This window comes from Streptomyces sp. NPDC017979, assembly GCF_044328175.1.
GTDB lineage: Bacteria > Actinomycetota > Actinomycetes > Streptomycetales > Streptomycetaceae > Streptomyces.
The window spans coordinates 498,521-521,186 of record NZ_JBIRGU010000003.1 but is presented as its reverse complement, the minus strand read 5'-3'; the positions used below and the strand labels follow the sequence as shown (position 1 = coordinate 521,186).

20 protein-coding genes are annotated in these 22,666 nt (G+C 73.6%); 14 read left to right on the top strand and 6 right to left on the bottom strand.

What is annotated here, in order from left to right:
* Positions 1 to 281 precede the first annotated feature (281 nt).
* The 5 genes from ACH4E8_RS11840 (at position 282) to ACH4E8_RS11820 (ending at position 5,743) form a co-directional block, all read left to right on the top strand.
* The gene (locus ACH4E8_RS11840; protein ID WP_398446863.1) at positions 282 to 1,286 is read left to right on the top strand and encodes a hemin ABC transporter substrate-binding protein; all 1,005 of its coding nucleotides are present in this window, start codon (positions 282 to 284) and stop codon (positions 1,284 to 1,286) included.
* Positions 1,283 to 2,383, top strand: a complete 1,101-nt coding sequence (locus ACH4E8_RS11835) for a FecCD family ABC transporter permease (protein WP_398446861.1) — start codon at positions 1,283 to 1,285, stop codon at positions 2,381 to 2,383. Before ACH4E8_RS11840 ends, ACH4E8_RS11835 begins: the two co-directional genes overlap by 4 nt.
* The gene (locus ACH4E8_RS11830) at positions 2,380 to 3,228 is read left to right on the top strand and encodes a heme ABC transporter ATP-binding protein (protein ID WP_398446859.1); all 849 of its coding nucleotides are present in this window, start codon (positions 2,380 to 2,382) and stop codon (positions 3,226 to 3,228) included. The genes ACH4E8_RS11835 and ACH4E8_RS11830 overlap by 4 nt, the downstream gene beginning before the upstream one ends.
* A gap of 687 nt (positions 3,229 to 3,915) precedes the next feature.
* Positions 3,916 to 4,713, top strand: a complete 798-nt coding sequence (locus ACH4E8_RS11825; RefSeq protein ID WP_398446857.1) for an FTR1 family protein — start codon at positions 3,916 to 3,918, stop codon at positions 4,711 to 4,713.
* Entirely contained in the window at positions 4,706 to 5,743 is a 1,038-nt protein-coding gene (locus ACH4E8_RS11820) for a hypothetical protein (RefSeq protein WP_398446855.1), read from the top strand. Before ACH4E8_RS11825 ends, ACH4E8_RS11820 begins: the two co-directional genes overlap by 8 nt.
* A gap of 37 nt (positions 5,744 to 5,780) precedes the next feature.
* Here the strand turns inward: ACH4E8_RS11820 and ACH4E8_RS11815 are convergent, their stop codons facing one another.
* Positions 5,781 to 6,539 (bottom strand): bifunctional DNA primase/polymerase, encoded by a 759-nt coding sequence (locus ACH4E8_RS11815; RefSeq protein WP_398446854.1) that lies wholly within the window; start codon positions 6,537 to 6,539, stop codon positions 5,781 to 5,783.
* Positions 6,540 to 6,923: 384 nt separating this feature from the next.
* Between ACH4E8_RS11815 and ddaH the strand changes: the two genes are divergently transcribed.
* Positions 6,924 to 7,748, top strand: coding sequence for a dimethylargininase (ddaH, locus tag ACH4E8_RS11810; protein WP_398446852.1), 825 nt, complete (start codon positions 6,924 to 6,926; stop codon positions 7,746 to 7,748).
* Positions 7,749 to 7,780: 32 nt separating this feature from the next.
* Here ddaH and ACH4E8_RS11805 read toward each other — a convergent pair whose 3' ends face one another.
* The 4 genes from ACH4E8_RS11805 to ACH4E8_RS11790 all read right to left on the bottom strand — a co-directional run bounded on the left by ACH4E8_RS11805 (position 7,781) and on the right by ACH4E8_RS11790 (position 12,541).
* Positions 7,781 to 8,275 carry a universal stress protein gene (locus ACH4E8_RS11805; protein WP_398446850.1) on the bottom strand — a complete coding sequence of 165 codons (495 nt, stop codon included), beginning with the start codon at positions 8,273 to 8,275 and terminating at the stop codon, positions 7,781 to 7,783.
* A gap of 125 nt (positions 8,276 to 8,400) precedes the next feature.
* Positions 8,401 to 9,420, bottom strand: a complete 1,020-nt coding sequence (locus ACH4E8_RS11800; RefSeq protein ID WP_398446848.1) for a small ribosomal subunit Rsm22 family protein — start codon at positions 9,418 to 9,420, stop codon at positions 8,401 to 8,403.
* Positions 9,417 to 10,853, bottom strand: a complete 1,437-nt coding sequence (locus ACH4E8_RS11795) for a multidrug effflux MFS transporter (RefSeq protein ID WP_398446846.1) — start codon at positions 10,851 to 10,853, stop codon at positions 9,417 to 9,419. Before ACH4E8_RS11795 ends, ACH4E8_RS11800 begins: the two co-directional genes overlap by 4 nt.
* Before the next feature lie 56 nt (positions 10,854 to 10,909).
* Positions 10,910 to 12,541, bottom strand: a complete 1,632-nt coding sequence (locus tag ACH4E8_RS11790; RefSeq protein WP_398446844.1) for an alkaline phosphatase D family protein — start codon at positions 12,539 to 12,541, stop codon at positions 10,910 to 10,912.
* 154 nt (positions 12,542 to 12,695) lie between these two features.
* On the opposite strand from ACH4E8_RS11790, the gene ACH4E8_RS11785 reads away from it, so the two are divergent.
* The 4 genes from ACH4E8_RS11785 to ACH4E8_RS11770 all read left to right on the top strand — a co-directional run bounded on the left by ACH4E8_RS11785 (position 12,696) and on the right by ACH4E8_RS11770 (position 17,224).
* Positions 12,696 to 13,457 (top strand): SDR family oxidoreductase, encoded by a 762-nt coding sequence (locus ACH4E8_RS11785; protein WP_398446842.1) that lies wholly within the window; start codon positions 12,696 to 12,698, stop codon positions 13,455 to 13,457.
* 25 nt (positions 13,458 to 13,482) lie between these two features.
* On the top strand, positions 13,483 to 13,812 hold the full coding sequence (locus ACH4E8_RS11780) for a MazG-like family protein (RefSeq protein ID WP_398446841.1): 330 nt from the start codon (positions 13,483 to 13,485) through the stop codon (positions 13,810 to 13,812).
* A 471-nt stretch (positions 13,813 to 14,283) separates the two neighbouring features.
* Positions 14,284 to 15,453, top strand: coding sequence for an abortive phage infection protein (locus ACH4E8_RS11775; RefSeq protein WP_398446839.1), 1,170 nt, complete (start codon positions 14,284 to 14,286; stop codon positions 15,451 to 15,453).
* Between the two features lie 100 nt (positions 15,454 to 15,553).
* The gene (locus ACH4E8_RS11770) at positions 15,554 to 17,224 is read left to right on the top strand and encodes a serine/threonine-protein kinase (RefSeq protein ID WP_398446837.1); all 1,671 of its coding nucleotides are present in this window, start codon (positions 15,554 to 15,556) and stop codon (positions 17,222 to 17,224) included.
* Positions 17,225 to 17,562: 338 nt separating this feature from the next.
* Here ACH4E8_RS11770 and ACH4E8_RS11765 read toward each other — a convergent pair whose 3' ends face one another.
* Positions 17,563 to 18,987, bottom strand: coding sequence for an APC family permease (locus tag ACH4E8_RS11765; RefSeq protein WP_398446835.1), 1,425 nt, complete (start codon positions 18,985 to 18,987; stop codon positions 17,563 to 17,565).
* A gap of 198 nt (positions 18,988 to 19,185) precedes the next feature.
* Here ACH4E8_RS11765 and ACH4E8_RS11760 point away from each other — a divergent pair, with 198 nt between their 5' ends.
* Genes ACH4E8_RS11760 through ACH4E8_RS11745 form a run of 4 tightly spaced genes read left to right on the top strand, consistent with a single transcriptional unit; the run spans position 19,186 to position 22,650 of the window.
* Positions 19,186 to 19,974, top strand: coding sequence for a polysaccharide deacetylase (locus tag ACH4E8_RS11760; RefSeq protein ID WP_398446834.1), 789 nt, complete (start codon positions 19,186 to 19,188; stop codon positions 19,972 to 19,974).
* Complete coding sequence (locus tag ACH4E8_RS11755) at positions 19,971 to 20,759, top strand: SDR family NAD(P)-dependent oxidoreductase (RefSeq protein WP_398446832.1); 789 nt, start codon at positions 19,971 to 19,973, stop codon at positions 20,757 to 20,759. Before ACH4E8_RS11760 ends, ACH4E8_RS11755 begins: the two co-directional genes overlap by 4 nt.
* Positions 20,756 to 21,487: an SDR family NAD(P)-dependent oxidoreductase gene (locus tag ACH4E8_RS11750; RefSeq protein ID WP_398446830.1), complete on the top strand. Its 732-nt coding sequence runs from the start codon at positions 20,756 to 20,758 to the stop codon at positions 21,485 to 21,487. The genes ACH4E8_RS11755 and ACH4E8_RS11750 overlap by 4 nt, the downstream gene beginning before the upstream one ends.
* A complete protein-coding gene (locus tag ACH4E8_RS11745; RefSeq protein WP_398446828.1) occupies positions 21,484 to 22,650 on the top strand; it encodes a C45 family autoproteolytic acyltransferase/hydolase in 1,167 nt (388 codons plus the stop codon). Before ACH4E8_RS11750 ends, ACH4E8_RS11745 begins: the two co-directional genes overlap by 4 nt.
* Positions 22,651 to 22,666: the final 16 nt, after the last annotated feature.

Sequence of the window (22,666 nt, the reverse complement as noted above, 5' to 3'; positions counted from 1 at the left end):
CGGGGTCGGTGGACGCCTGCGGGCCGCACGGGAACGCGCGCCGGGGACGCTCGGCCCGTCGCCCGTCGCCCGTCGCCCGTCGTCCGGACACGGAACGGGCACGGGTCGGGCAACCGGCACACACCCACCCTGACAGGCAAGGTAAGGCTAACCTAAGCTATCCCCAGCCCGGGTCGGTAGCCCCCCGTACCGCCCGATTCGCGGCCCCGCCCCCGGTGGCCGCAGCCGACGACGGACAGACAGGAAGGTGCCCCGTGCCCTCGGACCGCAGAACCCCCTTGGTGCGTACGGCACTCGCCGCGCTCGCCCTCGCCGTCGGACTCGTGGCGACCGGTTGCGGCAGCGGCGACACCGCCGCGAAACCGGACGGGGGCGGCTCCGCCGCGGCCCCCGCCGACCGGGTCGAACCGCTCGCCGGAAAGCCGGCGCCGAAGCTCCCGGTGACCGTCCCCTCCGCGGACGGCAAGCAGGTCACGGTGGCCTCCGCCGAGCGGATCGTGCCGCTCTCCGGCTCCCTCAGCGAGATCGTGTACACCCTCGGGCTCGGGGACCGCGTCGTCGCCCGCGACGTCACCGCCACCTTCGAACAGGCCGCGGGGCTCCCGGTGGTGACCCGCGGCCACGACGTCTCCGCCGAGAGCGTGCTCTCCCTCCGGCCCACGCTCGTCCTCGCGGACACCACCACCGGACCCGACGAGGCCGTGGCGCAGATCCGCGACGCCGGCGTCCCGCTCGTCACGGTGGAGACCGCGAAGGGCCTGGCCGACGTACGGACCCGGATCGAGGCGGTCGCCGGCGCGCTCGGCGTCCCGGCCGCGGGCGCCGAACTCGTCGAGCGCACCGAGTCCCGCATCGCCGCCGTGCAGAAGACGATCCCGAAGCCCGCCGACGGCAAGCAGCCGCGCGTCGCCTTCCTCTACCTGCGCGGCTCCGCCTCCGTCTACCTCATCGGTGGCGCCGACTCCGGTGCGTCGTCGCTGCTTGAAGCGGCGGGCGCGATCGACGCCGGCAAGGAGTCCGGGCTCACCAAGGACTTCACCGCCATCACCAGCGAGGCGCTGGCGAAGGCCGCGCCCGACGCGATCCTCGTGATGAGCAAGGGCTTGGCGTCCGTCGACGGCGTCGACGGACTGGTGAAGATCCCCGGCGTCGCGCAGACCCCGGCCGGCATGGACCGCCGGGTCGTCTCCGTCGACGACGGCGTCCTGCTGAACTACGGGCCGCGCACCGACCAGGTGCTCGCCTCGCTCGTCGACCAGCTCCACGGGCAGGGGAAGGACGCGTGACCGCGCCGACCGACTCCCCGCCGCGCGCCGCGGTACCGCCGCCCGCGAAGGGGTCCCCCGCGCAGCGCCGGCACTCCGCCTCCGTGCTGCTGACCGTCGGGCTGTGCGCCGCGCTCGTCGCCGTCGCCCTCGTCTCGGCGGGGTACGGCGCGTACGACATCCCGCTGGGCGACGTGATCGCCTCGGTGCAACACCGCGTCGGGCTCGGCGGGCGGGCGCTCGACCGGGTCGGCGAGAGCGTGCTGTGGAACGTGCGGCTGCCGCGGGTCGTCCTCGCGCTGCTGGTGGGGGCCTCGCTGGGGTGCGCCGGAGCGCTGATGCAGGGCGTGTTCGGCAATCCGCTGGCCGAGCCGGGGATCATCGGCATCTCCGCGGGCGCCGCGGTGGGCGCGGTCGGCTCCATCGCGCTCGGCCTGAGCTTCTTCGGCAACTGGACCATCACCGCGTGCGCGTTCGTCGCCGGCCTCGGGACGGTGCTGCTGGTGTACGCGATGTCCCGGTCGGGCGGGCGTACGGAGGTGGTCACGCTGATCCTCACCGGGGTCGCCGTGAACGCCTTCGCGGGCGCGCTCATCGGGCTGTTCATCTTCTTCGCCGACAACGCCCAGATCACCCAGATCACCTTCTGGCAGCTCGGCTCGCTCTCCCAGGCGACCTGGCCGAAGGTGCTCGCGGTGCTGCCGTGCACCCTGCTCGGGCTGCTCGTCGCGCCCTTCTACGCACGCAAGTTGGACCTGCTGGCGCTCGGCGAGCGGCCGGCGCGGCACCTGGGCGTCGACGTGGAGCGGCTGCGGCTGACGTTGGTCCTGGTCGTGGCGCTGCTGACGGCCGCGGCGGTGGCCGTCGCCGGGATCATCACCTTCGTCGGCCTGCTGGTGCCGCACCTGCTGCGGATGGCGAACGGGCCGGGGCACCGCTTCCTGGTGCCCGGCAGCGCGCTCGGCGGTGCGTTGATGCTGGCCGCGGGCGACCTGGCGGCCCGTACCGTCGCCGAGCCGGCGGAGCTGCCGCTCGGGGTGCTCACGGCGCTCTTCGGCAGCCCGTTCTTCTTCTGGTTGTTGCGCAGGACCCGTCGTCGGCAGGGAGGTTGGGCATGAGGGGGCTGTTCTCGGTGCGCGAGCGGGAGTTGCCGGGGCGGCCGGCGCCCGGTGAGGTCCTCGCGCGGGCGCGCGGGGTGCGGCTGCGGCTCGGCGACCGCGAGGTGCTGTCGGGCGTGGACCTGGACGCCCGCGCCGGTGAGGTGTTGGCGCTGGTGGGCCCCAACGGGACGGGCAAGTCCACGCTGTTCGCCGCGCTCGCCGCGGACCTGGCGCCGGACGCGGGGACGGTACAGATCGCCGGCCGCCCCGCCGGCGACTGGGCGCCGCGCGACCTCGCGCTGCGGCGCGCCGTGCTCCCCCAGTCCTCGTCGCTCTCCTTCCCGTTCCCGGTGGCGGAGGTCGTCCGGATGGGGCGGGCGCCGTGGGCGGGGACGGCGCGGGAGGACGAGGACGACGCGGCGGTGGCGGACGCGCTGCGGACGACGGAGACGGAAGGCTTCGCGGACCGGCCCTTCTCCGACCTGTCCGGCGGCGAACGGGCCCGGGTCGCGCTGGCCCGCGTCCTCGCGCAGCGGACGTCGCTGCTGCTGCTCGACGAGCCGACGGCGGCGTTGGACCTGCGGCACCAGGAATTGGTGCTGCGGATCTGCCGTGGGCGGGCGGCGGCGGGGGACGCGGTGGTGGTCGTCCTGCACGACCTCGGTCTGGCGGCGGCGTACGCGGACCGGGTGGCGGTCCTGGCCGGGGGCGGGGTGGAGGCGGTGGGTGCGCCTGCTGAGGTGCTGGAGCCGTCGCTCCTGACCCGCGTGTACCGCGAGCCGGTGGAGGTCTTCCCCCACCCGCGCTCGGGCACGCCGGTGATCCTCCCCACCCGAACCGCGGCGGGTCCGCTGCGCCCGTGACGTCCCCGCGGTGTCCCCTGCGGGGTGCGTTGGTCTCTACGGCCTGGTGGTGGGCTGCTCGCGCATTTCCTCCCGCAGCACCCCTGAAGACTCCACCCGCCGTTCCCCTGCGAGAGCGTTGGCCTCTGCGGCCCGGTGGTGGGCTTGTCGCGCAGTTCCCCGCGCCCCTGTTTCGCTGCCCCCGGCACTGGGACCCAGGGGCGCTGGGTGTCCCCCACGCCCTCTGGGCGTAGGGGCGGAACTGCGCGACGAGCCCACCGCCGGCCGCAGTGGTCATGACCTCCCACTGGGAACGGCGAGGGAATTCTGGGGCGCGGGGAGTCCCCCTGGGTTCTTGTGCCCGAGGCCCTTGGATCCACCAGCCGGTACTGGGAACGACGGGGGCAGCGAAACAGGGGCGCGGGGAACTGCGCGACAAGCCACAGACACCCCGCAGGCATCAGCGCTCCAGCAGCGGAACGGCGGGTGGATTCTTCAGGGGCGCTGGGGGTACCCCGTGCCCTCAAGGCACAGGGGGCGGAACTGCGCGACGAGCCCGCCACCCGGCCGCGGAGACCGACGCACCCCGCAGGGGAAACCGCGGGGATGTCGCCGGCCCGCAATCAGACCGCGCAGAACCGTGCGGCAGCGCAGGAGCGTCCACGCAGGGAGGGCGAGGACGCCCCAGCTCGCACGAGGGGGACGGGTTTGGACGGGACGTACTTGTACGGGTTGCGGGTCGGGCTCGCCGTCGGCGGCGGCGTCGCGCTGCAACTCGCGCTCCTCGCGGGGACGCACCGCACCCGCCCCGTCTGGACCGGCGCCGCCGCCACCGTCGGGTTCTTCCTCGGGGTCGGCTGGATCCTGGAGTTCGGGTCACGGCAGCCGACGCCGGAGACCCGCGCCCTCGTCACCGGCACGCTCTCCATCGCCGCGGTCGCCGCGGTGACGTGGCTGGTCCTCCGCGTCCGCGCGGGCCTCACGGTCACCGCGGCGGTCACCGTCACCGTCCTCCTCATCGGGCGCGAAGGGCTGGAAGCCGCCCTGTACTTCTGGTCCGCGGCCCGCGCCGCGACCGGCGTCAGTGCCAGCGTCCAGCCGCTGCTCGGGCTGGCGCTGGGGGTCGCGACCGCGCTGCTGCTCGCGTGGGCGCTGTACGCGGGTGCACGGCGCGCGAGACCGGACCTGCTCGCCCGCGGCGCCGCCGCCGCGGTCGGCGTGATCGGCGCGGGGATCCTGGTGCAGGGCGTCACCGCGCTCCGGGAGGCCGGCTCCGCCGGCGGCGCCGCGGAGCCCGTGTTCGACCTCACCGCCACGCTCCCGCCCGACAGTTGGTACGGCGCCGCCCTCAAGGGGCTCGTCCACTTCCTGCCCGATCCGACCGTCCTCCAGGTCACCGTCTGGTCCCTGTACGCGGTCCCGGCGCTCCTCGTCGCGCTCGCCCCGATAGGGTTCGGTCGTTCAGTCGGGGGCGCGGGGGTCAAGGAGAAGACGACCGATGGGTAGGCCGATTCGGGTAGGCACGCGGAACCGCGACGGCAGCGGCCGCGGCCGGCACCACGTCCGCAACCGCAACCTCGCCGCGGCGGCCGCCGCGCTCGCGCTGACCGCGACCGGCTGCGTGACCGTCCACGGCGAGCGGGAGGTCGTGCCGACGGCGACGGAGGCCGAGGCGGAGCGGGCGTTGACGGAGTTCACCACCGCGTACAACGACCGGTTCAGGACGTACGACCCGGCGCTGCACGCCGACCGGCTCGCCGGCCCGCTGAGCGCGGTCAACCGGGCCGGCATGACGTCGCAGCGGGCCAAGTCCCCCGGCGGCAACCCCAACCACCGGGCCCTGGAGCTGACGGACGCCTCGTTCTCCATACCGAAGAAGGCGGGTTGGCCGCGGTACTTCCTGGCGGACGTGGACGCCAACTGGGACGGGGGCCGCCAGCAGGACGAGCGCTGGCTGCTGGTGTTCCTGCGCGAGGGCCCGGGCGAGAAGTGGCGGGTGGCGTACCTGAACACGATGGCCCCGGACCGGGTGCCGGAGTTGAAGACCGACGGCGACGGCTTCGCGGTGCCCGTCCCCGTGGACACGACGTCGCTGGTGAGCGCACCGTCCGCGCTGGCGAAGAACTACTCGTCGTTCCTCCAGTCCGGCGCTCCGCCGCTCTTCAAGGACGGGCCGGACACCTCCCAGTGGCGCGAGGCGCGCCGTCGGCCGTCCCAACCGGGCACCACGACGCAGTGGATCGACCAGCCGGTGAACTCCAAGGACTCCGCCCCGCTCGGGTTCGCCACGAAGGACGGCGGCGCGCTCGTCTTCTTCACCCTGCGGTCGTACGAGCGCCAGACCGCGGCGAAGGGCGTGCAGCTCAGCGTGCATCCGGACGTGAAGCCGCTGATGACGGGCGAGGTGAAGAAGTCCGTGACGAAGGAGCGCGTCTCGGGCCTGGCGGCGCACGTCCCGGCCGGGTCGGGCGGCGCCGACGGCAAGGTCGACGTCCTCGACCGGATGTCCGGCCTCACGTCGGTGAAGGGCGAGTGAGGACGGGCGACGCGAGGCGCGGGGGCCGGGCCGTGGCTCAGCGGTGCAGCGGCCAGGGCTCCTGGTGTTGCAGCGCGTACTGCGCGCACGCGTCGGTCAGCGCGCCCAGCAGCGTGAGCGGCTCCGGGAGCGGGTGTTCGGGCCCGCGCACCCAGGCGACCGAGTGGTCACCGGGCAGCAGCGCGGGCGGCACCAGGACGTAGCTGCCGCGGCAGTGCCACCGCAGGCCCGGGTGCTCGTCCATCGTCTCGGGGTGGCAGTCCAGCTCGCAGGGCCACCACTCGTCCTCGTCCTCCGGGGTGCCGCGGGTGGCGGTGAAGAACAGCGCCCGGGCGTCCTCGCCCTCGCCCCCGGACTCGGCGACGGGACCGACCTCGACGCCCTGCTCCAACAGCCGCTCCAGGGCGCTGCGGCCGGCTTCCAGGGGGACGTCGAGCACGTCGTGCACCATGCCCGTGGCGGTGATGAAGTTCGCCCGCGGCTCGCCCTGCGCCCAGCGCTGGATCTGCGCGGGGTCGGTCGTGGACTGGGTCTGCCAGGCGAAGGAGACCGGGTGCCGGCCGGGGGTGGGACAGCCGATGCGCTCGCAGGAACAGCGGTACGCGACGGGGTAGGCGGCGGGCGCCAGTGGCAGTCCCGCGGCGGCGGCGGCGAGCAGCAGGTCCTCGCGACGGGCGTCGGAGACCACGCCGTGCTCGGGAGCACCGTCCTTCGAGCGCCTGCGCAGCCACTGCGCGAGGCGGCTCTCTCCGGGGAGTCTCTCCGTGCTGCGGTATCGGCCCTTACCGTCGCCCATCTATCCCCTCACACATCACGCTCGCCCCTCGCGGTCCCTGCCATGGTCCCACCATCCTGCTCCGCGGGTGTCCACTGTCCCCAACCGGGGGGCCTCTCGACTCATTCCGGGGCGCACGGAGGCGGGGTGCGGGATACTGCGCAACCGGCGCACGGTCCGGCGCACCGCCCGGCGCACGGCCGGCTCGCAGTCGCGCACGGCCGGTTTCTGCGCGGTTCCGACGAAGGAGCGGCGGGTGGGTTTTCGTAGGAAACCGCGAAAACCACCAAAAAGCGCTGTCCTCGGCGACGCTTCGCCGCACGGTCGGCGCGCTTCGGCCGGGTCGGCCCCACCATGGCTCCACGCACACCCGCGTACCCGACGTCTCCGTGTGAGGAGCCTTCTTTGCGCTCATCGCTTCGTGACGCATCGCCGCGCCGCTACCTGATGTGCCCACCCGCGCACTTCAGGGTGACGTACTCCATCAACCCGTGGATGGACCCGGCGAAACCCGTCGACCTGCCCCTGGCCATGGCCCAGTGGGAAGACCTGCGCGACCGCTACCGCGCCCTGGGGCACACCGTGGAGCTGTTGGCTCCGCGGCCGGGCCTGCCCGACATGGTCTACGCCGCGAACGGCGCGACCGTCATCGACGGCCGGGTGCTCGGCGCCCGGTTCGCCCATCCGGAGCGCCGCCCCGAGGCGGCGGTCCACCTGGAGTGGTTCCGTACTGCCGGCTTCACCGAGGTCCACGAGCCGGCGCACGTCAACGAGGGCGAGGGGGACTTCGCGGTCACCTCGTCGTACGTGCTGGCGGGCCGGGGCTTCAGGTCGTCGCCGCTCTCCCACGACGAGGCGCAGGAGTTCTTCGGCCGGCCCGTGGTCGGCCTGGACCTGGTGGATCCGCGCTACTACCACCTCGACACCGCGCTGTGCGTGTTGGACGGGGCGGCGGACGAGGTCATGTACTACCCGGGCGCGTTCTCGCCGGGCAGCCGGTCGGTGCTGGCCCGGCTCTTCCCCGACGCGCTGGTGGCCGAAGGGCCCGACGCGGCGGCGCTGGGGCTGAACGCGGTCAGCGACGGGCGGCACGTGCTGTTGCCGCAGGCCGCGGTGGGTCTGTTCGAGCCGTTGCGGGACCGGGGCTTCGAGCCGATCGGGATGGACCTGGGCGAGTTGTTGAAGGGCGGCGGCAGCGTGAAGTGCTGCACGCAGGAACTGCGCCCCTGAACGGGCCTTTGGGCCCGCTCTGAAGGAGGGACCTAGGAGGCGCCGGGGCCGCGGACGACGACCACCGGGCAAGGGGCGTGTTGGGTGCAGTGCTGGGCGACCGAGCCCAGGACTGCTCCGACGAAGCCGCCGTGGCCCCGGCTGCCGACCACGAGCACTTCCGCGTCGACGGCGTAGCCCAGCAGCGCGTCGGCCGCCGTGTTGTGGACGACGTGGGCGCGTACCGGCACGGCCGGGGTCGGGCCCGCGACCTCGGCCAGCGAGTCCTTGAGGACCTGCTCGGCGACGGCGGCGGGGTCGTAGTCCCCGGCCGGCGGTGTCCAGCCGAGGGAGCCGTAGTGCGGGGGGTACTGCCAGGACATCACTGCGTCGACGCCGCCGTGGATCAGTGCGGCCTGGCGCAGGGCCCAGCGGAGCGCCTCCTTGGAGGAGGGGGAGCCGTCGACGCCGACGACGACGCGGCGGTTGGACTCGGTGCGGCCGGGGGCCTCGGGATCGGTGGGGAACGTCGCGGTTTCCTCGGACACCTCTGCCTCCGTCTCTGCCTCCGTCGTGCCGTCGTGACCTCGGCGGCCTCCGTGGGGTGCGCGCGGTGTGCGTGCGCCCGGCGGACCGGGGCCCGGGCGGCGGGCGCTCCTCATCCCATCGTCGGTCAGGCTTCCGGCGCCGGCCACTCCTCGCCCCAGTCGGCGGCGCGGGCGGCCTTGTAGGCGGTGCCCTGTCGTTTGGTGACGGTGACCCGGTCGAGGCCGTCGTCCTCGGTGCACAGGTCCAGCAGGACCAGTCCCTTGCGGATCTGGGGCCGGCGGGTGATCCGGGCGGCCGCGGGGCGCACGGGGAAGCGGGTGGCGACGACGTAGCTGAACTTCTCGTCCTCCCACGCCAGCGACCCGCCCTTGATGCGGCGGTGCAGCGAGGAGCGGCTGACGCGGGCGGAGAAGTGGCACCAGTCCGTGCCGGGGGCGATGGGGCAGGCGTCGCTGTGGGGGCAGGGGGCCGCGACGGTGAACCCGGCGGCGACGAGCCGGTCCCGGGCTTCGATGGTCCGCCGGTAGCCGTCCGGGGTGCCCGGCTCGACGATCACGACGGCGCGGGCGGCGCGGGCGGCCTCGGTGACGACGGCGGCGCGGTCGTCCTCGGTGAGCTCCTTGAGGACGTACGACACCGTGACGAGATCAGTGCTCTCGATGTGGAGCGCCGCACTGATGCGAGAGCGCTGCCAGCGGGCGGAACGCAGACCCGGCAGGTCCGAGCCGGCCGCCAGCTCCCGTCCCAGCGCCAGCGCGGGCTCGGCCCAGTCCAGCACGGTGGTGGCGACGCGGGTGGCGACGGGGGCAGCCCCGCCGCTCCCCCACTCCCCCGCGACCGCCCAGCTCGCCGCGCCCGTGCCGCCGCCGATGTCGGTGTGGGTGGCGGGCGCCCAGTCGGGGGCGGCCTCGCGCAGGGCGTCCAGGGCGGCCCGTACCGCCTCGTACGTCGCCGGCATCCGGTACGCCGCGTACGCCAGCACGTCCGCGCGGTCCCGCAGCACGGGCGCGTCCGTGGGCGTCTGCCCGCGGTAGTTGGCGATCAGCCGGTCGACGGCCTGTGCCGCCCGGGTCGGGGGCAGTTCGTCGATCAGCCCGGCGAGGGCGGCGCGCAGTGCGTCGGCGGTGGAGAGGGTGTCGCTCACCGATCGATTCTAGGGGCTGCCCGAGGTCCCCCCGCGAGCTCCTTCTCCTCGCTTCCGGGGCGTGACCAGGGGCGGCACAGGAACAGGAAGCAGCAGACCGCCGCCACGGCGCAGCTGAGCTGGACGACGGCCATGGGGACGGCCGTGGCCTCGCCCGCGATGCCGACGAAGGGCGAGGCGAGCGCGCCCAGCAGGAAGGAGGACGTGCCGATCAGCGCGGACGCGGAGCCCGCTGCGTGCGGGGTGCGCATCAGGGCGGAGGCGTTGGTGTTCGGCATGATCAGGCCCTGTGCGGCCATCATCACGAAGAGTCCGGCCGCGATCCCGACCAGCCCGACGTCGCCGAAGGCGCCCGCCGTCATGAGCACCAGCCCGACGCCGGCGAGGACGATCACGCCGAGGCCGACGCCGAGTGCCTTGTCCAGGCTGACCCGGCCGGCGAGCACCCGGCCGTTGAGCTGGCCGACGGCGATCAGACCGATCGAGTTGAGGCCGAACAGCAGGCTGTAGGTCTGGGTGGAGGCGCCGTGGATCTCCTGGATGACGAAGGGGGACGCCGTGATGTAGGCGAACAGCACCGCGAAGGAGAGCCCGCCGGTGAGGACGTAGCCGGTGAAGACCCGGTCGCCGAGCAGCCCCCGCATGGTGCGCAGGGCGGGTCCGACGCCGCCGCCGTGCCGGCGCTCGCGCGGCAGGGTCTCCGGGAGCCACCGGTACGCCACCGCGGTCAGCAGGACCCCGACGACGGTGAGCACGGCGAAGATGCCGCGCCAGTCCGTGAAGCGCAGCACCTGGGCGCCGATCAGCGGCGCGACGATCGGGGCGACGCCGGAGACCAGCATCAGGGTCGAGAAGAACCGGGCCATCTCGACGCCTTCGTACAGGTCGCGGACGACGGCGCGGGCGATCACGATGCCCGCGGCGCCGGACAGCCCCTGGAGCAGGCGGAAGACGACGAGCAGCGCGGCGTCCGGGGCGACGGCGCACAGCGCGGTGGCGACGACGTAGACGACCATGCCGACCAGCAGCGGGCCCCGCCGGCCCCACTTGTCGCTCATGGGCCCCACCACGAGTTGGCCGAGGGCGAGGCCGGCGATGCAGGTGGTGAGGGTGAGTTGGACGGTGGCGGCCGGCGCGCCCAGCGCGTCGGTGACGGCGGGCAGCGCCGGAAGGTACATGTCCATGGAGAGCGGCGGAAGGGCGGTGAGGCCGCCGAGCACCAGGGTGACCAGCAGGCCGACGCGGCGGGCCGCGTCGGCCCCGGGGACGGCGGTGCGCTCCGGCGAGCGGGCCGGCCCGGGAACGGAGGGGGCCGGGGCCGCTGCGACGGGCGCCGCGGCGTTCAGGACCGCGGGAACGGGGGCCGGTCCCCCGTTGGGTATGTCGCCTTCGTTCCCCGCCGCGCCGGTCGGGCCGCTGTCCGGCCTGGTCATGGATCCTCCGCTGTGTAGGTGTTTGCCCATGCTCTCAGCCCGGCGGGGAGGTCGGGTCACGCGGGCCGCAGGCCCGGGTCCCCGGCGACCGTCACGAACGACGCCGCGGTCCCGATCGGCGCGCCCGGGACCGTGACGGCCGGCACCGTGCGGAAGTCGGCCCGCGCCTGATCCTCGCCGAGCGTGACGGTCAGATAGCCGCGGCGGCCGTTGTAGTAGCGCAGGTGCGGGTTGGCCCGGGTGAGGGTCTCCCAGTTGGCGGGGCGGTCCGCGCCGTCGCGGCCGCTGCTGATGGAGGTGGCGACGAGTTCGGTGCCGAGGGTGCGCGAGTCGGGGTCGTCCCAGTCCTCCTTGAGGTCGAAGCCGTAGCCGACGTGCACGTCGCCGGTGAGGACCATCAGGTTCGCCACGCCGGCGGCCCGCGCCCCGGCGAGCACCCGGTCCCGCGACGCCGGGTAGCCGTCCCAGGCGTCCATGCTGAGCCGGTGCGCGTCCGACGGCACGTCGCGCCTGCGGGCGAACACGACCTGCTGCGGCACCACGTTCCAGCGGGCGTCCGAGCGCTGCCAGCCGTCGAGCAACCAGCGCTCCTGCTGTTCGCCGGTCATCGTCCGCGCCGGGTCCTGCGACTCGGGTCCCGGCACCTGCCAGCCGTCGCCGTGCGCCTGGTTGGAGCGGTACTGCCGGGTGTCGAGGACGTCGAACTGCGCCAGCCGCCCGAAGTGCAGCCGCCGGTACAGCTTCATGTCCGGGCCCGCGGGCCGCTGCGGCATCCGCAGCGGCTGGTTCTCCCAGTACGCGCGGTAGGCGGCGGCCCGGCGCAGCAGGAACTCCTCCGGGGGGACGTCGTTCTCCGGGTCCCCGTCCGCGTAGTTGTTCTCCGTCTCGTGGTCGTCCCACGTCAGGACGAAGGGGTGGGCGGCGTGCGCGGCCTTCAGGTCGGGGTCGGTCCGGTAGAGGCCGTAGCGCAGCCGGTAGTCCTCCAGGGTCAGCGTCTCGCGGTTGAAGCGGGCGGGCAGCCGACGGTCGGTGTAGGCGCGGGCGCCGCCGGTGGCGTTCACGGCGTACTCGTACAGGTAGTCCCCGAGGTGGAAGACGGCGTCGAGCTCCTCGGCGGCGAGGTGGGCGTAGGGGGTGAAGTAGCCGTCGTGGTACGACTGGCAGGAGACGGCGGCGAACCGCAGCTCCCGGACCCGGGCGTCGCGGGCGGGCGCCGTCCTGGTGCGGCCGACGGGGCTGAGCCACGTCCCGGTGCGGAAGCGGTAGTAGTACACCCGGTCCGGGGCGAGCCCGGTCACTTCGACGTGCAGGCTGTGGTGGACCTCGGGGTGCGCGGTGGCCGTGCCGCGCCGCGCGATCCGGCTGAAGCGGGCGTCGTGCGCCACCTCCCAGCGGACGGTGTACGTGCCGCGCGGCAACCCGCTGCCGGGTTCGTACGGGCTGGGCGCCAGCCGGGTCCACAGCAGTACGGAGTCGGGCTGCGGGTCCCCGGAGGCGACGCCGAGCGTGAAGGGGTCCGCCTTCAGGGCGGCGGCGTCGACCGCGGCGGCGTGGGCGCTGCCCGGCAGGTCGGTGGTGAAGGCGAGGACGGCGGCGGCGCCCGCGGTGGTGAGGATACGACGGCGGGCGATCGCGGCCCCGACGTGCCGTGCGGCTGCGCGGAGTTCGTCCGGGTGCGTGGGTCTCATGGGTGGTGTCCCCTCCCCTTGCGGCGGTTGTCCTTCCGCATGGGAGTGGCGGCGGGAGTCCCCGTGCTGTCGGAGACGGGGCCGGCGGATGACGACCCGATGACTTCCCGTCGCGAGCACCCGCCGACGGGGCGCGGGGCTACGCTCCGACCCCATGAACACTCAGTCCACTGGGGAGAAGGTCGCGGTGGTGACGGGCGGCGGCTCCGGGATCGGCCGGAGCGTCGCCCTGGCGCTGGCGGGCGCGGGTTGGTCGGTCGCGGTGGCCGGGCGGCGGGCGGACGCGCTGGCGCGAACGGCGTCGTTGGCGGGCGGGAACGTGCTGTGCGTTCCCACTGATGTGACGTCACCCGCAGATGTGAACACGCTCTTCGCCACGGTCGGCCGGGATTGCGGACGTGTCGACCTGCTGTTCAACAACGCGGGTGCGTCCGGGCCGTCCGGGGTCGCCTTCGCGGACCTGACGCACGAGGACTGGCTCCGGGTCGTCGACGTGAACCTGACGGGCTCGTTCCTGTGCGCGCAGGCCGCGTTCCGGGCGATGCGGGACCAGTCGCCGCAGGGCGGTCGGATCATCAACAACGGTTCGATCTCGGCGCACGTGCCGCGCCCGCACTCGGCGCCGTACACCGCGACGAAGCACGCGATCACCGGCCTGACGCGCTCGCTGTCCCTGGACGGCCGCCCGTACTCCATCGCCTGCGGGCAGATCGACGTCGGCAACGCGGCGACCGAGATGACGGAGCGCATGCCGGCCGGCGTCCTCCAGGCCGACGGGCGGACGGCGCCGGAGCCGGTGATGGACGTGGCGGACGTGGCCCGCACGGTGCTGCACATGGCGGAGCTGCCGCTGTCGGCGAACGTGCAGTTCGCCACGGTGATGGCGACGACGATGCCGTACATCGGGCGGGGTTGAGGGCGCCGTGGCAGTCTTGCCGCCCATGGACGAGATCAATGGTGCCGACGACATCTGGCCCACCGTCGAGCGACTGCGCGCCTGGCTGGACGCGGCGAACGACCGCCCCGCGGAGCAGGAGTTGCTGCTGCGGATGCTGAAACTGTCGGAGGAGGTCGGGGAGACGGCGCAGGCCGTCATCGGCGCGATGGGCCACAACCCGCGCAAGGGCCACTCGCACACGTGGCGGGACGTGGAGTCGGAGCTGTGCGACGTGATCCTCACGGCGATGGTCACGCTGCGGACCCTGACGCCGGACGCGGAGTCCGTCTTCCGAACCCACGTCCACCAGGTCTCCTCCCGCGCCTTCCCGTAACCGGGCCCCGCGCCGCGCCCCTCGCGGGAGCGTGCCCGCGCGCCGGCGCGGCCCGGGCGGCGCGTTGCCGGCGCGGCCCGGCGCCCTGTGCGCCTGTGCGCCTGACAAACCCGTGGTAGCACCGCGGTAGCTATTGGTCTCTGCGGCCCGGTGGTGGACTGGTCTCGCAGTTCCGCCCCCTATGCCCGTAGGGCAGGGGGTTCAGGGGCGCGGGGGTCCCCCATGCGCTCTGGGCATAGGGGGCGGAACTGCGCGACCAGCCACAGACGACCCTCGGGCACCAACGCTCCGCAGGGCAACGGCGAAGGGCGCTCGCGCGTGCCCAAGGGGAGCCCACACGCTTCTTTGGTTGCAAGCGGGCGCCCCAGGGTCATCCCTTCGTCGCCCGGTCGCAGACCATCGGCCGACCCGCAACACCCCTCCCCCTCACCAGACTTGGGTGCGGAATCCAACCCCACGGGAGGGCACACCGTGAACCACCGAAGCACGGCGAGGAACGGCCGCCGCAGCGGCATCAGCAGGGCGCAGTTCCTGGCGGGGGCCGGAGCGGTGGGGGCCGCCGCCGCGGTGGGCGCGGCCGGCACGGCGGCCGCCGCCGCGAACCGCACGCCCCGCCCCCACCGCGGCGTGCGCTACCGCAGCGCCTGTTACACCCTCGTCCCCGGCGAAACCCCCGGCACCGCCTGGAGCGCCCGCCGCATGCGCAGCGACCTGCGGGCCATCGCCCGGGACCTGCACGCCAACTCCGTGAAGGTGACGGGCGACGGAGTCGACCGGCTCGCCGCGACCGCGACCGAGGCGGTGGAACGCGGCCTCCACGTCTGGCTGGAGCCCACGCTCAGCGACCGCCCGCAGCAGGAGACGCTGGACCACCTCGCGGAGACGGGGCGGCACGCGGAGCGGCTGCGCCGCCAGGGCGCGGACGTGCACCTCAGCGTGGGCTGCGAGTTCTGGCTGCTCGTACCGGGCATCGTGCCGGGCGAGACCGTGCTGGACCGGATCAAGAACCTCCAGGAGGGCACCGTCGACTTCGTCGACATGCAGCGCAAGCTGGACGCCTTCACGGCCCGCGCCGCGGCCGTCGGCCGGAACGTCTTCCGCGGGCCGCTCAGCTACGCCGCCGGCCAGGACGACCGGGTCGACTGGAACCTCTTCGACGTCGTCGGCATCGACTACTACTCGTACTTCCCGCGCCGCGAGAGCCACGTGCGCGAGTTGCGGAAGTACCTGCGGTGGGGCAAGCCGCTGGCGATCACGGAGTTCGGAACGTGCACGTACAAGGGGGCGCCGCAGGCCGGCGGCATGGGGTGGGACGTGGTCGACCACTCCAAGCAGCCGCCCGAGATCGTCGGCGACCTGGTGCGCAGCGAGCGCGCCCAGGCGGCGTACGTGGGCGAAGTGTTCGACGTCTTCGAGGAGATGGGGCTGTACGCGGCGATGGCCTTCGAGTTCCTCACGGCGGACGCCCCGCACCGCGCCGACTCCCCGCGGCACGACCTCGACATGGCGTCGTACGCGATCGTGAAGCCGATCAAGGACGATCCGGCCGACCCGGCGTCGGACTGGCACTGGGAGCCGAAGGAGGCGTTCCACGCACTGGCCCGGCGCTACGCCCGCTACGACCGCCACGACCGCGTCTGAAAACCGCCTCCACGGGCCGTCCACAAGGGCGTCACAACCGGAACGGAACGGCGTCCGGGCCGGCAGTGGAGCGTCGCGGGCACCACCTAGGGTGGTCCCCATGAACGCACCGGGGGACGTGGTCGACGGCCGGTTCGAGTTGGTCGAGCCACTGGGCAGCGGCGGCATGGGAACGGTCTGGCGGGCGTGGGACAGCGCGCTGCACCGCGAGGTCGCCCTGAAGGCCGTGCGCCCCGAGGCCGCCGCGTCCGACGCCGTACGGGAACGGGTGCTGCGCGAGGCCCGGGCGCTGGCCCGGCTCAGCCATCCGCACGTGGTGACCGTGCACCACATCGTGGTGGCCGATCCGCACCCCTGGATCGTGATGGAGCTGGTGCCGGGCGACTCGCTGCAACAGCGCCTGCACGAGACGACCCTGACCCCCGTCGAGGCCGCGCGGATCGGCCGCCAGGTGCTGTGGGCGCTGAACGCGGCGCATGCGGCCGGCATCCAGCACCGGGACGTGAAGCCGGCGAACGTGCTGCTGCGGCCGGACGGGATCGCGGTGCTCACGGACTTCGGCATCGCCGCCCTCCAGGGCAGCAGTTCGCTGACGCAGACCGGCGAGTTGGTCGGCACGGTGGAGTACATGGCGCCGGAGCGGATCCGCGGCCAGAACGACGATCCGGCGTCCGATCTGTGGTCCCTCGGCCTGGTGTTGTACGCCTGCGTGGAGGGCGTCTCGCCGCTGCGGCGCGACAACGCCTTCGCCACGCTGGCCGCGGTGCTGGACGATCCGATACCGACGCCGGTGCGGTCGGGGCCGCTGGCGCCGGCGCTCGGGGCGTTGCTGGTGCGGGATCCGGCGCAACGCCCGGACGCGGCCGCCTTGGACGCACTGCTCGCACAGGCGGGACAGGCGGGACAGGCGGGGCACGTGGGGCAGGCCGCGCAGGTGGGCCAGGTGGCGTCCGTCGTGGCGAACCACCCGGCCAGACCGGCGACGCAGGAGTGGACGCCGCAGCGTTGGACGCCCCAGGGCTGGGCCCAGCCCGAGGCACCGGCACCCCCCGCCCCGACCCCGCCGGTCCACCGCGCGCACCCGGACGCCTCGGCCCGTACGCACGTAGGACGCCGGACGCCGGCACAAGCCCCCGCCCCCGCCCCCGCCCCCGCGCACGGGCGGCCACCGACCTCCGGGCGCGTTGCGGCGGCGACCGCTCCGCCTCCGCGGCGCGCCCGGAGCCGTATGCCCCTGATCGTCGCCGCGTTCTCCACGGCCGTGGCGGTCGCGCTGGGGACGGCCCTGGTCCTGACGCTGCGCGACAACGACAAGGGGGCGGACGGCGCTTCCGGCGCGCCGGACGTCGGTGCGTCCGATTCGACGGACGTCGCCCCGTCGCCGCAGGCCCCCGACGGCACCCCCGACGACGCCCCCGCGCAGGAGCCGTCTGCGCCGCCCGGCGGCAAGTGGATCGCCCAGGTGCTGTCGGAGCCGACGTCCACGGGCCCGGGCGCCCGGGACGAGAAGCTGGCGAGGATCCGCCAGACCGTGCCGGACGTGAAGTACGTGCGCAGCGACAACTACGCGTCCCTGCGCCCGGGCTACTGGATCTTCTACGCGCCCGGCCCGTTCAAGGACGGCAAGGCGGCGCTGACGTACTGCCAGGACCACGGCATGCCGGCCGCGAACGACTGCTTCGGGCGCTTCCTGAGCAACCGCCCCGCGGACTCCACCCTCCAGTGCCGCCCTCCGCTCAACGCCCCCAAGGGCCGCTGCACCCGTTCCTGACGCGCCACCCCCTGTCACCTGCCGCGCTCTCGCCGTGCGACGAGTGTGGTGTTGCCGCGTCTGCGGCCCGTCTGTGGCCGTTCGCGCGGTTCCCCCTTGCGGGGCAGACCGCGTACAGCCCGCAGGCACATGGCGGGGGCAGCGAATCAGGGGCGCGGGGAACTGCGCGACGGCCCACCACCGGGCTGCAGACGGGACAACACCACGCGTCGCACGGCGAAACCGCGCCCGCAGGGGGAACGCGGGGGGCGGTCCACGGCCTTGGGCCGCACCCCTGTGCACCGCGCGTGCCGCACCCTGCGCGGCACGCGCAGGGTGCGTACACCGCGCGCCGTACGTCAGCGGGTGGGCGTCGTCTCCGGGGAGTCGAGCGGCGCGACGTGCCCGTCCCGGCCGTCCTCCGGCCCGGCCCCGCCGCCCTCCGCCCCGTCCATGTGCAGCTCGGGCGGCTGCCGGGTGAAGAAGCGGGTGGTGATCGCCAGGATGACGAGGCCCGCGGCCATCCACACCAGGCCGACGACGAAGGTCGTCCCCGTCAGGCTGGTCCACAGCCAGACCGTGGTGGCGAAGCCGAGCCCCGGCAGGACTCCGTTGACCAGTAGGGACCTCGCGGTGAGCGGACCGCGGCCGGCGCCGAAGAGGTAGTGCTTGACGACGCTCAGGTTGACCATGGAGAACGCCGCCAGCGCACCGAAGTTGATCATGACGACGGCCTGGTCGAGGGTGAGGACCACGGAGAGGCAGGCGACGGCCGAGACCAGCACCAGCGCGCCGACGGGGGTGCCGAAGCGGGGGTGCAGCCGCCCGAAGAGGCGCCGCGGCAGCAGCCCGTCGCGCCCCATGGAGAAGATGATCCGGGAGACGCTGGCCTGCGAGACCATCGCGGAGCCGAAGCAGCCCAGCACGTAGACCGCGGTGAACGCGGCGCTCAGCCCGCTGCCGCCGATGGTCCGCATCAGTTCGGCGCCCGCCGAGTCCGGGTCGGCGAACTGCCCGTCGGGGCGGACCAGCGAGCCGATCCAGGCGACGAGGATGAACAGCCCGCCGCCGATCGCGGTGGTCAGGATGATGCCGAGGGGCACGGTCCGCCGCGGCTCGTGGGCCTCCTCCGCGAGCGTGGAGACCGCGTCGAAACCGAGGAAGCTGAGCGCGAGGATCGCCGCGCCGCCGGCGAGCAGCGACCACTGGTCGGACGCCGGCACGAAGGACTGGAACAGGTCCCCGGCCGCCACCTCGGACTTCGCCCCGCCGACGAAGACGAACACGGCCAGCAGCAGCCCGGTCACACCCATGATCAGCGCGGTGATCCGGCTGACGAACTTCACGCCGAGCAGGTTGAACACCAGCACCACGAGCAGCACGAGCACGCTCCAGACGCCCTGCGGAACCCCGGGGAACTGTGCGTGCAGATAGATGCCGGCGAGCAGGAAGGACACCATCGGCAAGAAGAGGTAGTCCAGCATCAGCGTCCAGCCGGTGAGGAATCCGACGTGGCCGCCGAAGACCTTCTGCGAGTACTTGTAGGCCGAACCCGCCGTCGGATAGCTGCGCACCATCCGCCCGTAACTGTGCGCCGTCAGCAGCATCACGCCGAGTGCCAGCACATAGGCGGCGGGCAGGTGGCCGCCCGTTTCGTCATTCACGATGCCGTAGGTGGTGAAGACCGCGACGGGCGACATGTAGGTGAGGCCGAACAGGACGATCGCGGGCAACCGCAGCACGCGCGTCAGCCGAGGCGCATTTTCAGTGGTGGTACTGGACACCGGCTCTTTTCCTCTCCGCGCCCGTCGGGTTCAACGGGGGATCCATCGATTCCCGAAGAGTGGCAAACGCCAAGCCAGGACGGACATACGTAATCTTACGGAGTTCGCTGAAGGTGCCCTCGCCGCTACCGTGGCCCCGATCCCCGCAATGGAGAGAGGACCCCCATGTGGCCTGCTGGCTTTAGCGCGGCAACGGCATTGACGGTCGACTTCGACGCCGAGGAATTGTGGCTCGCCGAGGACCCCGCGAACGCGGCTCGGCCCGGTGTCCTTTCCCAGGCCCGTTACGGCGCGGAAATCGCCGTACCGGCGCTGCTGGACATGTTGGACCGGCTCTCGCTGCCCGCCACATTCTTCGTCTGCGGTCGGGACGCCGAAAGGCATCCGCGGATCATCGAATCCATCGTCGCCCGGGGCCATGAAATCGGGCACCATGGATACAGCCACCGCTCTCCGCATCTGATGGCGCGGGACGAGGAGGCCGAGGAGCTGTCCCGGGGCCTTGGGGTGTTGCGTTCCTTCGCGGGGCGGATCGAGGGGTACCGGTCGCCCTCCTGGGACATCAGTCCCCACACGCTCGACCTGCTGGTCGAGAACGGATTCAGCTATTCGTCGAACATGATGGACGCGATCAATCCTTACGCCCACGCGACCCACGACCTCGTCGAGGTCCCGGTCCACTGGTCGCTGGACGACGCACCGCACTTCTGGTTCGACGCGACCAGTTGGGACCGGACCATCCGCTCTTCGCGGGAGGTCATGGAGTTGTGGAGCGAGGAGGCGTCCGCGATCCACGAGGCGGGCGGGCTGGTGACGCTCACCGTCCATCCGCAGATCATCGGCCGGCCGGGCCGGCTGCGGATGCTGGAGAAGTTCCTGATGGCGACGGGGGCGTACGACCGGGACCGGATCTGGTTCGCCACCGGTGCCGAGATCGCCGCCGCCACCCGCGCGGCCAGGACCGAAGGTGCGGAGGTGCCGTCGTGACGTCCCGTACCGCCGCCGTGACGCCCCGTACCGCGCTCGTCACGGGTGCCGCCCGCGGCATCGGCCACGACGTGGCGCGCCGGCTGCTGGCCGAGGGCTGGCGGGTCGTCCTCACCGACGTGCACGCCGACGTCGCCCGCGTCGCGGACGCCCTCGGCGGCGAGCGGGCCCTCGGTCTGGTGGCCGACGCCGCCAGCCCCGCGGACGCCGCGGCCGTCGTCGACGCCGCGCTCGGCGCCTTCGGCCGCATCGACGCCTTCGTCGCCAACGCCGCCGTCGGCGGGCCCGAGACCCCGCTGCTCGACACCCCGGACGCGGAGATCCAACACGTCCTCGACGTCAACTTCTTCGGGGTGCTGCACGGCGTCCGGGCCGTACGGTCCGCGCTCGCGCGCTCCGACCGGCCCCGGATCGTCGTCATCGGCTCGCTCTTCGCCCAGCAGCCGACCCCCGGCGCCGGCGCCTACAGCGCCGCCAAGGCGGCCGTCGGCTCGCTGATGCGGACCCTGTCGGTGGAGTTGGCCGAGGAGGTCCCCGGCCTCACCGTCAACGCGGTCGCCCCCGGCTACGTCATGACCGAGATGCACCGCGACGAACTGCGCTCCCGCGCCCGGCGCACCGGCCGGACCTTCGACGAGGAGCGCGCCCGGGTCGTCGCCCAGGTGCCGCTGGGCCGGCACGGCACCGGCGCGGACGTCGCCGACGCCGTCCACCACCTGCTGTCCGGCGCGGCGTACGTGACCGGGCAGACCGTCAACGTCAACGGAGGGGTGCTCACCTCATGAAGCGACTCGTCGTCACCGGGTCCCGCTCCGGCATCGGCCGGGCCACCGCCGCCCTCGCGCTCCAGCGGGGCTGGACCGTCATCGGACTGGACCTGATGCCGGAGGGCGCCACGGCGGCCGACGGCACGGGCGCCGTCACCTTCCCCTGCGACGTCACGGACGGGGAGTCCGTGCGCGACGCCTTCCGCCGGGTCGACGAGGCGTGGGGTTCGCGCGCTCCGGACGCCGTGGTGCACTGCGCCGGGATCTACCGCTTCAAGGAGGCCACCGCGACCGCGGCGGCCGACTGGGACGGCGTGATGGACGTCAACGGACGCGGCTCGCTGCTGGTCGCCGCGGCCGCCGCGGAGCGGATGCGGAACTCCGCGAGCGGCGGCAGCGTCACACTGATGTCCAGCATCGCGGCGGCCCGCGGCGATGCGGGGGAGCCCAGCGCCGCGTACAGCGCGAGCAAGGGCGCGGTGGAGGCGCTGACCCGGCAACTCGCCGTGGAGTGGGGGCCGTACGGCATCCGGTGCAACGCGGTGGCGCCGGGCGTCATCGACACCCCGATGACGACGGTCTCGGGGAACCCGGACGCCTTCGACGAGGTGTTGCGGCGCATTCCGGCCCGCCGGTTGGGTACGGCTGAAGAGGTCGCGCAGGTCTGCATGTTCCTCGCGTCCGACCAGGCCGCGTACGTCAGCGGCACCGTGATCGCCGTGGATGGAGGACAGAGCGCGTCATGAACGCGGAACCACAGACCGTCGAGGGTCTGCCGGCCGAGCCCCTGTTCGTACGCACCAGCGGCAGCCCGTTGGACCGCGGACGGCAGTACGGCACCGCCGCCCGCACGCAGGTGCTGCGGTCGCTGGAGCACTACGAGCGCGTGTACGCGAAGTTCGCGGACGTGCCGTGGGACGCGGCGACCGCCCTCGCGGAGACCTTCGTCCCGGTGATCGAGGCGTTCGACGCCGATCACCTGGAGGAGATGCAGGGCATCGCCGAGGGCGCCGGCGTGACCTTCGCCGACGTCCTCGCGCTCAACTTGCGCACCGAGATCCTCTTCTCGGGCAAGGCGCGGAAGATCGCCGCGGGCGCGGCCGGACCGACCGCGCCGCCCGAGTGCACCGCGTTCGTGGACCTGCGCGGCCCGGAGCCGGTCGTCGGGCAGAACTGGGACTGGATCCCGTTCGCCCACGGCACCGTCGTGGTCCTGGAGACGGAGCCGACGAACGGCCCGCGCTGGGTCTCGGTGGTGGAAGCCGGGCTGCTGGCCAAGTTCGGGATGAACTCCGCCGGACTGACCGTACTGACGAACGCCCTGGTCACGTCGTTGGACGTGGGCAGCCCCGGCATGCCGTACCACCTGCTGCTGCGGGCCCTGCTGGAGTCGGAGTCGCTGGCGGCGGCGGAGGAGAAGCTGCGCTCCGTGCACCGCTCGTCGTCGGCGAACTACCTCCTGGTGGGCGACGGTCGGGCGGTGGACGTGGAGACCCGCCCGGGCGGCGCCGACGACGTCAGCGTCCACCGGGTGGACCCCGGCGGGCTGTTCGTGCACACGAACCACTTCGTCAGCGACGACTCGGCGTTCGCGTCGACGGGCACGGACCTCGGCCCGACCGTGATGGCGGACACCCTCTTCCGGCGCGCACGCACCCTGGAGTTGGCCGGGCGGATGCCGCAGCCGACGGTGGCCGGCTGGCACGAGGTGCTCAGCGACCACGAGAACTACCCCGAGGCGGTGTGCTGCCACCCCAACCCGGCGGAGCACGCGTTGGAGCAGGGCTCCACGGTCGCCAGCGCGGTGATCGAGCCGGAGCGGCAGGTCATGCACCTGGCGCTGGGCCACCCCTGCACCACGCCCCGCGCCCCGTACGGCTACCGGCCCTTCTTCAAGGGCCTGGCGTGACGGCTCACGGGCCGGG

Excerpts from the sequence above, each read along its gene's own strand:
- ACH4E8_RS11770 (WP_398446837.1), top strand. The coding sequence starts at position 15,554 with ATGAACGCACCGGGGGACGTGGTCGACGGCCGGTTCGAGTTGGTCGAG.
- ACH4E8_RS11795 (WP_398446846.1), bottom strand. The coding sequence starts at position 10,853 with ATGACCAGGCCGGACAGCGGCCCGACCGGCGCGGCGGGGAACGAAGGC.
- ACH4E8_RS11785 (WP_398446842.1), top strand. The coding sequence starts at position 12,696 with ATGAACACTCAGTCCACTGGGGAGAAGGTCGCGGTGGTGACGGGCGGC.
- ACH4E8_RS11790 (WP_398446844.1), bottom strand. The coding sequence starts at position 12,541 with ATGAGACCCACGCACCCGGACGAACTCCGCGCAGCCGCACGGCACGTC.
- ACH4E8_RS11745 (WP_398446828.1), top strand. The coding sequence starts at position 21,484 with ATGAACGCGGAACCACAGACCGTCGAGGGTCTGCCGGCCGAGCCCCTG.
- ACH4E8_RS11780 (WP_398446841.1), top strand. The coding sequence starts at position 13,483 with ATGGACGAGATCAATGGTGCCGACGACATCTGGCCCACCGTCGAGCGA.
- ACH4E8_RS11820 (WP_398446855.1), top strand. The coding sequence starts at position 4,706 with ATGGGTAGGCCGATTCGGGTAGGCACGCGGAACCGCGACGGCAGCGGC.
- ACH4E8_RS11830 (WP_398446859.1), top strand. The coding sequence starts at position 2,380 with ATGAGGGGGCTGTTCTCGGTGCGCGAGCGGGAGTTGCCGGGGCGGCCG.
- ACH4E8_RS11750 (WP_398446830.1), top strand. The coding sequence starts at position 20,756 with ATGAAGCGACTCGTCGTCACCGGGTCCCGCTCCGGCATCGGCCGGGCC.
- ACH4E8_RS11815 (WP_398446854.1), bottom strand. The coding sequence starts at position 6,539 with ATGGGCGACGGTAAGGGCCGATACCGCAGCACGGAGAGACTCCCCGGA.